14 protein-coding genes are annotated in these 15,324 nt (G+C 49.6%); all 14 read right to left on the minus strand.

Annotated features, from left to right (window positions below; genetic code table 11):
- Positions 1 to 6 precede the first annotated feature (6 nt).
- On the minus strand, positions 7 to 528 hold the full coding sequence (locus tag ACM5Q9_RS12375) for a gamma carbonic anhydrase family protein (RefSeq protein ID WP_418145051.1): 522 nt from the start codon (positions 526 to 528) through the stop codon (positions 7 to 9).
- 11 nt (positions 529 to 539) lie between these two features.
- Entirely contained in the window at positions 540 to 1,892 is a 1,353-nt protein-coding gene (locus ACM5Q9_RS12380) for an AMP-binding protein (RefSeq protein WP_418145052.1), read from the minus strand.
- Between the two features lie 235 nt (positions 1,893 to 2,127).
- Entirely contained in the window at positions 2,128 to 3,678 is a 1,551-nt protein-coding gene (locus ACM5Q9_RS12385; protein WP_418145053.1) for a hypothetical protein, read from the minus strand.
- The gene (locus ACM5Q9_RS12390; protein ID WP_418145054.1) at positions 3,675 to 4,655 is read right to left on the minus strand and encodes a hypothetical protein; all 981 of its coding nucleotides are present in this window, start codon (positions 4,653 to 4,655) and stop codon (positions 3,675 to 3,677) included. The genes ACM5Q9_RS12385 and ACM5Q9_RS12390 overlap by 4 nt, the downstream gene beginning before the upstream one ends.
- A 74-nt stretch (positions 4,656 to 4,729) precedes the next feature.
- A complete protein-coding gene (locus tag ACM5Q9_RS12395) occupies positions 4,730 to 6,229 on the minus strand; it encodes a hypothetical protein (protein WP_418145055.1) in 1,500 nt (499 codons plus the stop codon).
- Positions 6,226 to 7,206, minus strand: coding sequence for a hypothetical protein (locus tag ACM5Q9_RS12400; RefSeq protein WP_418145056.1), 981 nt, complete (start codon positions 7,204 to 7,206; stop codon positions 6,226 to 6,228). Before ACM5Q9_RS12400 ends, ACM5Q9_RS12395 begins: the two co-directional genes overlap by 4 nt.
- A 76-nt stretch (positions 7,207 to 7,282) precedes the next feature.
- Positions 7,283 to 8,716, minus strand: a complete 1,434-nt coding sequence (locus ACM5Q9_RS12405; protein ID WP_418145057.1) for a hypothetical protein — start codon at positions 8,714 to 8,716, stop codon at positions 7,283 to 7,285.
- 53 nt (positions 8,717 to 8,769) lie between these two features.
- On the minus strand, positions 8,770 to 9,768 hold the full coding sequence (locus tag ACM5Q9_RS12410) for a hypothetical protein (protein WP_418145058.1): 999 nt from the start codon (positions 9,766 to 9,768) through the stop codon (positions 8,770 to 8,772).
- A 145-nt stretch (positions 9,769 to 9,913) separates the two neighbouring features.
- Positions 9,914 to 10,405 carry an RDD family protein gene (locus ACM5Q9_RS12415; RefSeq protein WP_169295075.1) on the minus strand — a complete coding sequence of 164 codons (492 nt, stop codon included), beginning with the start codon at positions 10,403 to 10,405 and terminating at the stop codon, positions 9,914 to 9,916.
- A 2-nt stretch (positions 10,406 to 10,407) separates the two neighbouring features.
- Positions 10,408 to 11,952, minus strand: a complete 1,545-nt coding sequence (locus tag ACM5Q9_RS12420; protein WP_418145059.1) for a THUMP domain-containing class I SAM-dependent RNA methyltransferase — start codon at positions 11,950 to 11,952, stop codon at positions 10,408 to 10,410.
- Positions 11,953 to 11,964: 12 nt separating this feature from the next.
- Complete coding sequence (locus ACM5Q9_RS12425; protein ID WP_418145060.1) at positions 11,965 to 12,387, minus strand: CopD family protein; 423 nt, start codon at positions 12,385 to 12,387, stop codon at positions 11,965 to 11,967.
- 10 nt (positions 12,388 to 12,397) lie between these two features.
- On the minus strand, positions 12,398 to 13,660 hold the full coding sequence (locus ACM5Q9_RS12430; protein ID WP_418145061.1) for a glutamate-5-semialdehyde dehydrogenase: 1,263 nt from the start codon (positions 13,658 to 13,660) through the stop codon (positions 12,398 to 12,400).
- Positions 13,661 to 13,682: 22 nt separating this feature from the next.
- Complete coding sequence (gene holA / locus ACM5Q9_RS12435; RefSeq protein ID WP_418145062.1) at positions 13,683 to 14,735, minus strand: DNA polymerase III subunit delta; 1,053 nt, start codon at positions 14,733 to 14,735, stop codon at positions 13,683 to 13,685.
- A 1-nt stretch (position 14,736) separates the two neighbouring features.
- The gene (gene lptE / locus ACM5Q9_RS12440) at positions 14,737 to 15,318 is read right to left on the minus strand and encodes an LPS assembly lipoprotein LptE (protein ID WP_418145063.1); all 582 of its coding nucleotides are present in this window, start codon (positions 15,316 to 15,318) and stop codon (positions 14,737 to 14,739) included.
- Positions 15,319 to 15,324: the final 6 nt, after the last annotated feature.

Genomic DNA, 15,324 nt, shown 5'->3' on the forward strand with positions numbered 1-15,324 from the left:
GACGGATTAATCAAGGCGTTTCAGGTGTTGAGAGTAGCGTTTACCTTGTTCTACGTAGTGACGGGTGCCTGCGTGAACACCGGCAAGGTCTTCATCGGTCAAGGTGCGGGCAATTTTTGCAACGCCAATGACCAGTGAGTTGTCGGGGATCACCTTTCCTTCGGGAACAATGGCGCCCGCCCCGATAATGCAGTTTTTACCGATAACGGCCTTGTTAAGCACGATGGCCTGCATCCCGATTAATGAACCTTCACCAATGGTGCAGCCGTGCAGCATGGCCTGATGGCCTACCGTTACATTTTTGGCAATATAAAGCGGTACACCTTCATCAACGTGCAATACACTGCCTTCCTGTACGTTGCTGTTTTCATCGATGGTAATACTGGCATTATCGGCACGGATGGAAACATTGGCCCAAATGCTGACATTGGCGGCCAGTGTTACATTACCAATCAGGGTGGCATTTTCAAAGATAAATGCAGTGGGATCTATGTTGGGTACCAGATTTTCAAGTTGGTAAATGGCCATCTCGTTTCCTATTAAGAAATTTGTTCACTGACGGGTTTTGTGGCGTCAATAGCGGCACGCCAGATGTAGCCTTCGTTATCCGCATAGCCCATGACACCGGTACTGACCCATTCGCCGAGTTTGGGTGTTTCATGAATTTGTGCGTTTGACCAGTATGAAAGTGCAACAGTGGGGTCGGGGTAGTCGTATTGATCGGTAGTGTGAATGGCAATTTCTCCAACCTGGCCGATGTCAACTTCTTCACCATCTTCGTTAACGATGGCAATGGTGTGGCCTGGATAGGGTTTGCCCATACTACCGTACTGTGATGGCCATTTTTCATGGCTTTCACCAATAATGTAGCCAAAGCCCAAAGGGGCAAAAATACTGTTGATGCTGACTTTGAAGCGTTCGCTGACCCAGTCTCGCAGTGGCTGGGTAACTTCAGTGTCGGGGCAGGTAATGCAACGTATGGCAATCTGGAATTCCAGCAAGGGATCTGGGTGATTCTTGATGCGTTCAAGCTCGTAGCTGGAGACCAGCATATTGGTTATCTGGTAGTGTTCCAGCAAGGTAAACAGGCGCGGAATGGTGCGTCCGCTTGGACAGCCCACAATCGAACGACCAAAGTAAAGCGTAGGCAGCAGGGCATTCAGAAGGCCGTTGGGCGTGCTCCAGTCAAAGGATGTCCAAAGAATATCCTTGCCTTTCGGAAACCAGTTTTGGGAGGCCACAAAACCCGGCAGGGTGCCGATGAGCGCACTGTGATGCAGGATGGTGCCCTTCAGGGGTTTGTTTTCTGACGGGTGCGGGTACAGCAGCAGGGCCGGTGAGTTGGCGGCAACGACAACGGGGGTGAAAGTGCCTGGCTGTCTGGCCAGCAGGGTACGCCAAGGAATGATGCGTTCATCTTCAGTATGAATGCCAATGATTTGCTTGACCGGAGAGTGGTTGTCGATGGCGGACATCATGGGGGCAATGGAATGTTTGTCAACAATGGCCACCCTGGCTTGTGAGTCGTGAATGCGTTCGGCATATTCGGCCGCTGTCAGGGTTGCGGTGAGCGGTACGGCAATGGCACCCACGGTAAGTGCAGCCAACTGGGTAACTGCACTTTCTGCCGAGTGCTGCAGGGCAATCGCAATGCGATCCTGGGGCTGTATGCCCATGCGGATGAAACCATTGGCCAGTTTATTGACTTGTTCTGAGAGCTGGCCGTAAGTCAGCATGGTCAGCTGGCCCACCTGATCTTCGAAATAAATGGCAACTTGACGGGCTTCATGCGGACTGGAGGCCCAGCGATGACAGCAGGCATCCGCAATATTGAAATGTGATGGAACTAACCATTCAAATGATTGATACAGTGAATTATATTGATCTGTCATATGACTGTTTGAGAGGCCTGTATTTTGATGCTGAAGGAAAATAAAAGGGCCATTCCTGACCCACTTTTCCACTATAAGGCTCATTCTAACATTTAATTGCCTGACCCGCCTATATAGATTAAACGGTAGAAGTGGTGCTGTTCAGGCAAAGCGTCAATTCTACAGCGTTTCCTGTTGCTTGCTTTCTGCATTTATATTTGATTATCAGTTCATTTTGCCTGTCTTGTTAAAAGGCTTATTGCAGATTTTTAGGCCAGTCCGCGAAAGCAGAGGGATCTGAAATCGGCATTGTTAAGTTAAATGTTTCTATATCTGTACCATTATTGATGAGTTTTTCCATCTCACCGCTTAGATAGGAGCCGTTTTGTAGTTGAAAGGTAATTTCTTCACCATCACTTGCAAATTTCAGGGAGCCATTAGGCCCCCCCGAAAAGGTACCAACGAGTGCAAATGCTTGCTCATGGGTTGAGGTTATTTTGAGGACGGCTTTGCTGTGAGCCGGTGAATATGCGCCTAAATTCCAGAAACCCACTTCAAACGTGGTCACTACATTGGTGCCCATGAAGGTTTCTGTGATGGACCCTGAGGCGGTCAGTTGAACAGGTGTTATCTCGGCGATGAGCTCTTCGGTACTTGGTTCTTCTTTTTTAGCCTCTTCTTGGCCAGGTTCCTCTGGTATAGGAAAATTAAGGTCAAGCGGTTGCCAAGGGTCAACCAAACTACGGTTTGCATAGCTGACTTGAAGCGCGGCCAAACGTTTATCATCAATTTTACCTTCGGCATAATCTTTATTGATTTGCTCCCATGTTCTATCGTTGCGCCATTTGGTATATTCTACACGCTCAAACCCAGCTTGTTCCTCGGGGGTACGCTGGCGTACAAGGTTGGAAACAGGATCAATGTATTGGTTTTCTTTAAGAGTACGAGTGCGGCCAGTACCGTCCATAAACTCTTTGGGTCTTAGCCAAGGCTTGTTGAGAACGGCTCTGCGTAACTCTTCTTCTCTTAATGCCTGTTCGCGTTTTTCAATTTCAGGTTTGATATTTTCTTCCCAGGCCTTGTTGCCTGCCCATGCACCGAATACCGATCCGCCGGGCACAAAAGAGCCGGCTAGGGCACCGCCGCCCTCAGCGAGCTTTTTGGTCATTTCGCCAGCGACTACACCTGCAGCCCCCGTGCGATCTCCAACGGAAAGATAGCCAGCTCCCTGTGCGGCCACTGAAACAAAATCAAGAATTTCAAGGACTTTACCCAGTTTTGCTAAAAAGGAGCCTTGGGCAGCCGCGCTATCGGCCTGTTTGCCAAGGTCATCGACTTCGGCATTAATTTTGCGTCGTGCATCGTCTAGTGCTGTCTTTACATTGGGATTGGGATTGCTGCCATAACGTTTGTCTAGTCCTGCCAATCCTTCTCGGCCTATTTTTGCTGCCTCTTTTTGTGCTTGTTTCAGGTTGACAGCTTCATTGATGGAGGCATCGTGGATAGTGTCAATAGTACTACCGGCCACAGCCGAAGTCGAAAAATCACCCGCTATGATCAGGCCGTCTTCTACTTGTCTTGTGAGGTTTTCTTCATTCTTTTTAGCCGAACGCCAACGTGGTCCAGATGTCACGCTGGGTTGGAGTGAGGGAGTGGGAAACAAGCTGGTGGGCGGTGGCATGATGCTGGTAGGTGCTTGCATGATGCTGGTTGAAGGGGGAATAACACTGCGCTGCATGCCTTGTGCAGCCACAGAACCGGTGATACATAGCGATAGGCTGAAAGTAAAAAGGATGCGGGTAATCATTTTTTGCCCTTCTTGAGGAAGTTGGAAAACCGGTAGAGATCAAAATCAGTAATTTTGGCTTGCTTGTCATCACCCGTAATGGCTAATACCGCATAGATATCAGGATTGCGCCAAGAAGTATGAAGTGATACTGCACCTTTGTCAGTTTCGACATAAGCAACCGGTTCCAAGGTGCCCCAAAGTGCCGGATCTATGTTTTTGAAGGCATCGACTAAAGCGTTAGGTGGCAGGACTTCGGCCAGTCGGCCCTCTTGGGCAGCAGCCATGACTTCATTCCAGGCAAAACGCATGGCACGTGCCGTACCGGGTTCATCCACCAGTAAGGGCAGAATATCGGTTTGGTGCTCCATCCATTGGAATTGTGCACCTGCAATCATTGCCAAGGATTCATCTTCACCAAAATTAGCTATAGGGCTGTTAGTTTCACCCGCTTCAAAACGGGCAATCGTATTAGTGGTTTTGGCATTTATGGTGCCAACCGCATCAGGCACATAACGTTTTTCATTTATCCAGCCACGTCCTACAGGAAAAGGCGCTTGGGCGCCACGTATAACACTGCCCATAGCAACGCCGATATTGACAATTCTGAACCGTTTGTCTTTAGGACTACGCGACCACGCTGTAAGGAGAACGATATCAGCCCAAGGGTGTTGGAAAAAGACGGTTTCAATGTCATATTCACCGGCTACAAAGTTGATAAGTGAGTGCCTGAAAAAGAGGGACCATGCATCTGTGCTTGTTTGGTTAGGCCAAAGCATCTTCCCCAGTTCTGCAAACTTAAGGTTAGCTTCGGGAGTAGATGCCATGTCAAGGGCAGTAATAAAATTGCCCGAGGCAAAGAACCGGAAGGCTTCTGCTTCAGCCCAGAGTTCACGAGAAAGTTTTGCGTTCTGTGCCTGCGCTATATGCGGGACAATACAAAGTAATATAGCAAGCGTAATCAGTAGTTGGCGTCTGAGCAAGTGCAGGGATCGCATGACAAATTTCCGTTTTTGGTCGTTAAATATCTTGTTATAAGGCTAGTTGTTATAGATTGCGCTTCAAATTGTGCTTATCTTAGCTCTTTCGGCCAGTCTGCAAAAACTGATGGGTTAGACAATGGCAAGGTTAATGTGACGGTTTCAATTTCACTGCCATCGCTTGATAGTCGTTCCACCTCAGCGATGATATGGGTCCCATTTCTTACTTGAAAGGTTTGGATTTCACCTTCATGGGAAAAGCTTAAGGTGCCGTTCGGGCCCCCTGAGAACGTGCCCACCAAGACAACAGTTTCATCATGGCTGGATGTGATTTTAAGAACGGCTTTATTGTGTTCTGGTGAATAATTGCCAAGGTTCCAAAAAGCAAATTCAAGGTTGGTAAGAATCGTATAGCCTTCGATACTTTCAGTCGTTGATCCTGATGCCGTCAGTTGTGTTGGATTAATCCTTGCAATCAGTTCTTCTTGGCTACGCGGCGTTGGCTGTTCGACAAACGACAAGCCTGAAGGTTGCCAAGGGTCAACCAAACTACGGTTTGCGTAGCTGACATGAAGTTCGCTCAGGCGTTCATCATCAATTTTGCCGTCGGCATGATCTTTGTTGATTTGTTCCCAGGTTTTTTTGTTGCGCCATTGGGTGTATTCGGCCCGTTCGAATCCAGCCTGTTCCTCGGGTGTGCGTCTACGTACTAGACCACTACCGCGTTCAACATATTGATCATCTTCAAGATCGCGCACACTACCGGTGCTATCAATAAATTGTTGGTGTTTTAGCCAGGGCTTGTTCAGCTTGGCATGAAGATACTCGGCCTCACGCAAGGCTTGTTCACGTTTTTCAATTTCGGGTTTGATCGCGCGTTCCCATGCTTCATTACCTAACGCTGCACCCCCAATAGATCCGACAACCGGTACGAAAAATGAGCCGGTAATGGCTCCAATACCTTCAGAAGTTTTTTTGGTGATTTCACCCGCCATGACGCCTGCAGCACCCGTGGTGTCACCTTCGGCGAGATAGGCTACCCCTTGTGCTGCGACCGATACAACGTCAAGGATCTTAAGTGCCGTCCCTAGTGTGGACAGAAAACTCGCACCTTTGGCCGCAGTTTCAGCGGGTTTGCGCACTTTGGAAACATTCGTTTCCATCCCGCGCTTGGCGGCACGTACATCAATCTGTTTTCTCTTGGATGGACTGTTTTTATAACGCTCAGCCAGTTTGTCAATGCCTTTTTGTTCTTTTGATATTGTGCCTTCAACGATACCGTTCAGATTTTGAGCGTGCGCCTCTGCAGTATTAGTTAAATGGCCCAACGCAGTATCGACAGGGGCATAGGTTGCGGTATCAACGGTTTTGATAATACCTTTCTCGACCGAACTAAGTGAGCTGCCATTGTCGGTTTGAGTGGTTTTTTGAGACGGCCAGCGCGGCCCGGTTGAGGCAACACTGCCTTGAAGTGACGAAGCAGGAAAGATGCTGGTGGGAGGTGGCATAATGCTGCGTTGCATGCCTTGTGCCCAGACAGAACCCGTGATGCACAGCGAGAGGCCAACAAATGAAAGGAGGCGAGGGGTCATTTGGCACCTTTCTTGATAAAGTCTGAAAACTGGTAAAGGTCAAAATGCGTAATTTCTGCGCGTGTTTCATCTCCACGAATGGCCAATACCGCGTAAATATTGGGATTTCGCCATGAGGCGTGAAGCGATACCGCACCGTCATCGGTTTCCACATAGGCCACCGGCTCAAGAGTGCCCCAGAATAAAGGATTAATCCCCTCAAATGCCTCGATCACTGCATTTGCGGGTAGCACCTCGGCCAGTCGACCTTGCTGGGCGGCTGCCATCACCTCATTCCAGGCCAAACGCATGGTACGTGAGATGCCAGGTTCATCAATGAGCAAGGGTAAGAGATCAGCCTGTTGTTCCATCCATTGCAGGCCAACACCGGCAATCATTCCCCATACTTCCTCTTCGCTGAGTTTTTCCAAGGGATGTTTGGTTTTACCTGACTCAAAATCGGCAATGGCTTTGGTAGTAGCTGCGTTCATGCTACCCACAGCGTTGGGGGCGTAGCTTTTTTCATTCATCCAGCCACGTCCCACCGGAAACGGGACTTTGGCTCCGCGTGCGACGCTGTTCATGATGATGCCAACATCAACAATACGCATGCGTTTGTCTTTTGGATTGCGTGACCAGCCAGTTAACAGTGAAATATCAGCCCAGGGATGCTGGAAAACAATGGTTTCCACTTCATAATTACCTGCGACAAAGTTAATTAAACTGTGGCGAAAAAAAATGGACCAGTTATCTGCATTTGCATCACCCGACCAGAGTAGTTCACCCAGTTCGGCAAACTTGAGATTAGCCTCCGGGGTGGAAGACATTTTGAGTGCATTTATGAAATCACTGGCCGCAAAGAACCGGAATGTTTCTGCTTCCACCAAAAGCTCGGTGTTGAGTTTTTTACTTTGTGCGTGACTAACAGCAGGGGCAAGGTACAGCACCATAGTCAAAACAAGGATCAGGGACCTTAGCATAACATTCAGGGATCGCATGGCAGATCTCCGTTTAGTAGTTATGGTTATTGCTAGCAGGTACGTTCTTGTGAATGCCACGTACCTGAAAGTGTGCTTATTTAAGTTCTTTGGGCCAGTTTGCAAAAGCGGCGGGGTTTGAAATAGGCAAATTGCCCAGTTCGCCTGTCACGTGTGTACCGTTGCGTAGATTGAAAGATTCCGAGCCTTCATCGTGTTGAATTGTTATCGTTCCGTTAGGACCTCCGCTGAATGTGCCAGTCATTACATTGTAGTCGTTGTGTGTCTTGCTTGTAAAATCAACCCGAAGGCTTGCTGCCTTATATTGGGGAACATAATTACCTACATTCCAGAAAGTAAAGGTATATGTTTCTAGTACAGTCAGATCACCAATTTTTCGGGTTTTTGAACCCTTAGCGGTTAGCTTAACAGGAGGAACATCTGCTAATAACGCTTGAAAATCAGGTTGGTCTTCATCTGTTTCCGTTTTGGTTTCTTCATTTGCTTCTTCATCCGTTTCTGTATCGGCTTCGGGATCCCAGACGGAATCGTCATCGTGGCGATCGTAGCGCTCTATAAGATCGAGCAGGTCTTTACCGCTGAGTTTTCCATTCTTATAATCTTCTATCAGTTTTTGCAAGGTATTTTGGTTTTGCCAGTGGACGCGCTGTTGATGTTCGTATTCTTTTTGTTCCTCTGGACTACGCGTGTAAATATCACCGGTTTCTTTGTCCATATATTGGTCTTCTGAAAGGTATTGGATATTGCCATCGCTGTCCATATACTGTTGAGGCGTGTACCAGGGTTTATTTACGTATTTTTTGCGGGTTTGTTCGTCACGGGCGGCTTCTTCTGCTGCCTCAATCTTAGGTTCGACAAATTCTTTATAGGCTGCGTTGCCAGCCATGGCACCAGCGATTGATCCTGCCGGTGTAAAGACAGAACCGGCTAGCGCACCGGCTGTTTCAGCTCCTTTCTTGACCCCCCCTTTGACAGCAGCGCTGGTAGCACCTATGGTGTCACCGGCTGAAAGGTAACCTGCAGTTTCGGCTGCAACTGAAACGACTTCAATGAGGTTAAGCACCGTACCCAGTTTTGACAGGAAGTTGGTTTTTGTCTTGGCCTGGTTAGTTTTTTTAGTGGAATCAGCAGCTTTGGTAGCGAGGGCTTTACTTTTATCCAACGCTGTTTTTGGGGTTACGTAGCCGGGTGTTCTGTTTTTAGTCGCGATGCCTTTAAGATGGCTTGCTAATCGACGGTTGTCTCGATTACTAGTCTTTTCCAGCTTTTCGGCGATTTTCTGCGTGTAAGCTTTGGTTAATTCAACGCTAGGGTCTACAGCAGAGTCGGTGGCATATTCACCTGCTTTAATCAGGGTTTCTTCCGTGGGACTTAATCGGTCACTTGTAGGGCGATTATCTTGCGCTACAACCCAGAAGGGAGCTGGCTTGTCATCTTGACTACGTGCTGTGGGAATGGCGTTGAAATTGCTGGGGGGCGGTACGATAACAGTCGCTGTTTTTTGTGCCATGGCTACGCTTGTGATACACAGCGAGAGACCCAATGTCGTTAAAACTGGATAATTCATTTTGCGTCCTTGTCCAGAAAATCGGAAAACTGGTAAAAATCAAAATGGGTTATTTTTGCTTTTTTATCATCCCCTTTGATTGCTAAGGCCGCATAAGTGTTGGGATTGCGTGAAGATGCAAAGATTGATACTGCATTTCCCTCATTTTCGATATAGGCAACTGGTTCTAAAGAAGCCCACAGTGCCGGATCGATGGCGTTAAGTTTTTTAATGGGAGAGTTGGCTGGTAACACATTGGCTAGTTGTTTCTTGTTGACAGCAGTCATCACGTTGTTCCAGGCAGCGCGCATAGCACTTGCTATGCCGGTTTCATCGGCGAACAATGGCAACAGGCTGGTCTGATACTCCATCCATTGCAGGGCAGAGCCGGCAACCATGGCTTCTGCCTGTTCACTTGTCAGGGAGGCCAGCGGATTGGAGATTTTGCCTATTCCTGCATCGGTGATCTGGTTGGTGGTTTTTGCGTTTATTTCTCCAATGGCAACCGGTGCATACGCTTTTTCACGCATCCATCCGCGACCTATCTGGAACGGAACTTTGGCGCCACGGATAACGCTGCTCATGAGCATGCCAACATCCACAATTCGCAGACGATTATCCTTGGGCGTTCGTGACCAGAGGGTAATCAAGGTAATATCGGCCCAGGGGTTCTGAAAGTAGACAAATTCAATGTCATTGCCAGTCGCGACAAAGTTGACCAGTGAGTGGCGGAAAAAAATCGACCAGTCATCGGCATTGTCCTGATCAAGCCAAAGCAGTTCACCCAATTCGGCAAAGGTAAGATTGGCCTCAGGGGTAGATGAATTTTTCAGGGCTGCCAGGAAATTTTTTGATGCCAGGGACCGGAACGCTTCCGCTTCGGCCCAGAGCTCAAGGTAGAGTTTTTGATCTTGTGTTTGTGCTTGTGCTTGTGCTTGTGCAAGGCGGGGAATAACACATAGCATCAAGGCAACAGCGAGGATCAGGGGCCGAAATAAAAGGGTCAGTGATCGCATGGCAAATTTCCGGTTGTAGTGAATTAAGCGTATTGTTACAAGACGGCATTGCCGGATGCAAGCCAGAAACCTGACAGCCAGCGTTAAACGTTTGTTACGTATACCAGTACTATAAATAAATACTCTGATATACACATTTTAACATTTAAATACGCTTGCCGGTTATGTTAATTAAACGAGTACCGGCCAGACGATCATGCATCATTAAACCGTCACGGTCCAACCAGCTATACACAAAATTCAGGAAGGGCGTCACAATAATGAACATGGTTATCGAGGCCCAGCCCAGGGATTGGGAAAGAAAGTAAATGCCTGCGGCACCCAGCAGGGGAATGGGCCAGCACAGCAGGTACCTTAAAATCAACTGGCCTGTTCCGGGTTTGTTCCCGCTTTTATCGCAAAGCAGAATATTCCAGGTTTTCATGGGAAGCGTCTGCCCTTTGCGCTTCCATGAAGTAATGAAGTAAAGACCAATCACCAAAAACAGCAGGGCTTGCCGGGGGGCATGGTACATCAGGCCGTGACGGCTTTGGGTCAAGGTGTCAAAAATATAGGAAGCGAAAAAAACAAGACCAAACAAAAGTACGCCTTCGTACATCATGCAGGCAAAAATTCGCAGTCTGGCAGGGTAAGTCATTATTATTTGTTCCGATAGCTGTCGCTGACCATTTCAAAGGCAAACAGGCGGCAGTCAAGCGCGCCGTTAAAAAGCGGAATGCGCTGTTTGGGTTTGAGCCTGAGTTTTTTGGGCAGGTCAAGGTCACTGGAAATAATATGCACGTTCCAGTTGGCAAATTCTTTTTTCAGGCAGGAAGACCATTCGCGCCACAGGGTGTCGTCTTCAGGGTCCATGCGTTCGCCATAAGGCGGGTTGGTGATTAGCCAGCCACGTTCGGCCGGAGCCTGGGTGAAGCGGGCATCCTTGACATCAAAGAAAATAGAGGCGTCGGACAGACGGGCCCGGTGCAGGTTGTCTTTGGCCGCTGCAATGGCGTGCGGGTTGATATCAGACCCATATAACGGCGTTTCCAGTCTGGGGGCCATGCGGCTTAGCGCATCTGCTTTCAGGTCTTTCCAGCGACGGTAGTCAAAATTGCGCAGGCGTTCGAAGCCAAACGGGCGTGAAATACCGGGCGGTACGCCCTGGGCAATCCAGGCCGCTTCGATAAGAATGGTGCCACTGCCGCAGAACGGGTCATACAGGGGCATGGAAGGGTCCCAGCCTGAAAGGGCCAGAATGCCCGCTGCCAGGTTTTCCCTGAGTGGGGCTTCACCTTTGTCAAGGCGCCAGCCACGCTTGAACAGGGACTCGCCAGAGGTATCCAGGTAAAGGGTGGCGCTGTCGCTGGACAGGAACAGGTGTACCTTGGCATCGGGGCGGACAGTGTCGATACTGGGACGTTCGCCTTCACGGTCGCGCAGGCGGTCGCAAATGCCGTCTTTGGCCTTCAGGTTACAGAACATGAGGCTTTTCATGGGGCTTTTGATGGCAGAGGTGTCTACCCGTAGCGTGTGTTCAGCACCAAACCATTGCTCCCAAGGCGTGTCATAAGCCAGTTCGTAAATATCATCTTCGGTCATGATGGGAGCATGTGAGACCTGTACCAGAATCCGGGTGGCCAATCGTGAATACAGATTGGCCCGCATGATACCCATCCAGTCGCTGCTAAAGGCACAGCCGGCACGTCCTTTTTCCACGTTTTCAAAGCCCAGGGCGCTGATTTCCTCGAACAGGACGTCTTCAAGCCCTTGGGGGCAGGGAGCAAATACCCGGAATATTTCGGTGTGCTGGTACTGGGTTCTTTGTCTGCGTGGCTCTTTGCGAGGGTTTCTAGACGCTTCGTAGGACGAGTCACCCTTGACCACAGCGGGTTTGCGGGTGTTTTTTTGTGTATCGGGAAATTGCCCGATGGTTTCAGCGCCACGGCTTAAGCGGTCGGCAAGGCTGGGGCGATGCTTGGCATAGCCTGCTGTGCGGGGCAGGGGGCGTGACTGAATCTTGTTTTTGATGGTTTTGTCGGCGCTTGTGCTGGACTCGGCAAAACTGGCCAGGGCAACTTTTCTGGCGCGGGCACCGGTACGCAGGCGCGGTTTTTCAGGCGTGGATTCGGCGTTTTGGTCCTTCTGGGTAGGGGACTTTTTTAGAATAAGCTTTGGGCGAGGGGTTTTGGTGTCTTCAGACATGTATATTGTTTTTTAAAAAGGTTTGATAATGACCAGCGCAACAATGAAAAGTAACAAAAAGACCGGAATCTCGTTAAACCATCGGTAATAAACGTGGGAACGTGTGTTTTTTTGTTGTTCGAATTGCTGGTAAATACGGGCGCAGGTGTAATGATAGCCAAGTACAAAGGCCACCAAAAGCAGTTTGGCGTGCATCCAGCCGTCGGTAAGCCCGATTTTGAACTGTATCATCATCCACAAGCCGAAAATAACGGCGGGGATGGCGAGTTTGTTGGTAAAGCGCAGCAGGCGCGCTGCCATTCCCAACATTGCCTGGTAGGCATCAGGGTTAGTGGTTTGCGCCATGTTCACATAAATGCGGGGCAGGTAAAACAGTCCGGCAAACCAGGAGGTCACAAAAACGATATGCAGGGTTTTAAGCCATAAATACAACATTTTTTTACCTTTATTTGCGAAGTTGGCCGTTACCGTTCAGTACCCATTTGTAGGTGGTCAGCCCTTCAAGGCCTACGGGTCCACGGGCATGCAGCCGGTTGGTGGAAATGCCGATTTCCGCACCCAGGCCATATTCAAAGCCATCGGCGAAAACAGTGGGCAAGTTGACATATACAGAGCTAGAGTCTACCTGTCTTTGGAACTGGGTGGCTTCATGAATGCGTTCGGTAATAATCGATTCGGTATGGCCAGAGCTGTGTCGGGCAATATGCTCGATGGCTTGTTCAAGACTGTCTACCACGCGGATGGCCAGAATCGGCCCCAGGTATTCGGTATCCCAGTCTTCGCTACTGGCCGGCAGTGCGGCGGGAATAATTTGGCAGGTTTTATCGCAGCCGCGTAGTTCAACCTTATGTTCGGCATAGGCTTGTGCCAAGCGGGGAAGCACTTCCCGGGCAATATTGGCATGCACCAGCAGGGTTTCCATCGCACCGCAGATGCCATAGCGGAAAGTTTTGGCATGCAGCGCAACCTGAAAGGCTTTTTCAAGGTCGGCGTGCTGGTCGATGTAAACGTGGCAGTTGCCGTCAAGGTGTTTGATCAGGGGAACACGGGCTTCTTCGCTAAGGCGTTTGATCAGGTTTTTACCGCCTCGTGGAATAATCACGTCTACATATTCGGTCATGGTAATCAGCTTGCCTACCGCAGCCCGGTCGGTAGTGCTGACCACTTGCACAACAGATTCTGGCAGGCCGGCATGTTCAAGGCCTTCGCGAATGATATTGCCCAAAGCCAGGTTTGAATGAAAAGCCTCGCTGCCGCCACGCAAGATGGTGGCATTGCCCGATTTCAGGCAAAGTGCAGCGGCATCAATCGTGACGTTGGGGCGCGACTCATAAATAATGCCAATGACGCCAAGCGGTACCCGCATTTGAGCGATGTTAATGCCATTGGGCAATACGCGGGTGGCGCTTAAGCTGCCTACCGGGTCTGCCATGCCGGCAATTTGGTTCAGTCCGGTCGCCATTAGGTTAAGGGCTTTGTCGGAAAGGGTCAGGCGGTCAAGCAGGGCTGGTTCCAGATGGTTGTTTCGGGCGTTTTCCAGATCTTTGGCGTTTTCAGCCTTTAGATAATCGGCTTTTTCAAGCAGGCGCTGCGCCATGAAGCGCAAAGCCGTTGACTTTTGCTCATCGCTGGCTTGCATGATGAATTTGGATGCTTTGCGGGCCTGCGTGCCAATTTGCTCCATGAGCTCATTTACAGATTGCGTCATTTTTAATAATCAACCTTGTTATTCATAAAATAGCCGGGTTCACGACTTTTAAAGCCAGTCGGGTGATTTCTTCCCAGGCGTCGTCCATACGGCCATTAACGGGGTAGCCTTTGAAAAGGCGATCTATGTCATGGGCATGCTGGATCATGCCCATTAAGTGTTTTAGCGAGAGCCTTTCAAGGGCCTGGCGTATTAATTTATCGCGTGGCGGAAAAATATACAATTGCCTGAAGAGGCCTGCGATATTCTCACCCTGCTGGCGGGCTGTTGCCAGCGTGTAAAGGGTGCGTATTTCCCGGGTCATCACGCCAAGGACTAATGGCAGCGCCTCGCCCTCGGCTTTCAGCCCCTGGATCATCCTGACTGTTCTTTGCCCATTGCCTTCCAGCATTGCATTGGACAGGGCGAAGACATCGTAACGGGCAACATCAAGAATGGCCTGTTCGATGTCTTCTGCCTGGATCTTGCCTTCAGGGTACAGCAGGCCCAGCTTGAGAATTTCCTGGTGGGCGGCAAACAGATTGCCTTCTACCTTGTCGGTAATCCAGGCAAGCGTCGCCTCATCGACAGACTGGTTTTGCCGTTTGAGGCGTTGTTTGATCCAGGCCGGTAAATGCTGTCGATCGATGTTGGCAATATTGATAACCGTGGCGGTTGCCAACAGTTGTTGGGCCCATTTGGATTTTGCCGTGGTTTTGTCCAGTTTGGGCAGGCTGATAACGATAACCGTATCGCTGATTTCACCTTTCTGTACCTGGGCGGCCAGATCAATAAGTGCCGTGGCACCGGTTTTCCCGGGTTTGCCGGTCGGAATGGTGATTTCGAGGATTTTCAGGTCGCCAAACAGGGAGATGCTTTGCGTGCACTCCTGAATGGCATTCCAGTTGCCATTGGCGTCAAGGATAAGGCTGGTGCGTTCGTTATAGCCTTTATCCCTACACGCCTGCCGTATGCTGTCAACGGTTTCATTGCGTAGCAGGAGCTCGTCAGAGCAAACGCAATAAAGTGTATCCAGTGCTGTGGCGGGCTGGATAATATGACTGGCAAACGAATCATGGCTAAAGGTTTGTCCCATACTACTTTGCGGGTACAACAGACTGGGCCGGGTTGTATTCCAGGTAGGTCGTAATGACTTCTTGTGAAGTAATACGACGGATCAGGCGATCGGCAATACTTCTTTCCATGTCTTCATACAGTTGCGCCATTTCTGCCTGTTTGGCTGCGGCGTCATCTTCATCGTAAGGAAGCTGGCGCGTTGCCGAGATTCGGGAAACGGGAATCAGTTCATTGTCACGGCTGTCTGTCATGGAAAAGGTCAGCACCAGGCCAAGCTCGTATTCTTCTACTTTGCCCTGCGCGTCAAGGGAAACTTCACGGCTGGAGCGTTCAAGACTTAGCTGCAATAACTTGGCTTCTGCCCGATCCACATCTTCGGTAATTAAGGTTGCGGGTGCGTTCGCCTGTATCAAGCGCCAGACCCTTGCCCCGAAGGCAGAGTTTTGCGGGATATTGGTATACAGCGTCGTAAAGGGCAACACGGTGGGGCCGCGCATCTTGAAGCCACAGCCGGCAATGAGCAGACACAGGAGAATGCCCGCTGCCAGCAGCAGGTGAATACGTTTGGCAGAGGGGATGTCTAAATGTGCTTGTGTCTGCATGTTTTG

This window comes from Advenella sp. RU8, assembly GCF_048381675.1.
Lineage (GTDB): Bacteria > Pseudomonadota > Gammaproteobacteria > Burkholderiales > Burkholderiaceae_B > Advenella.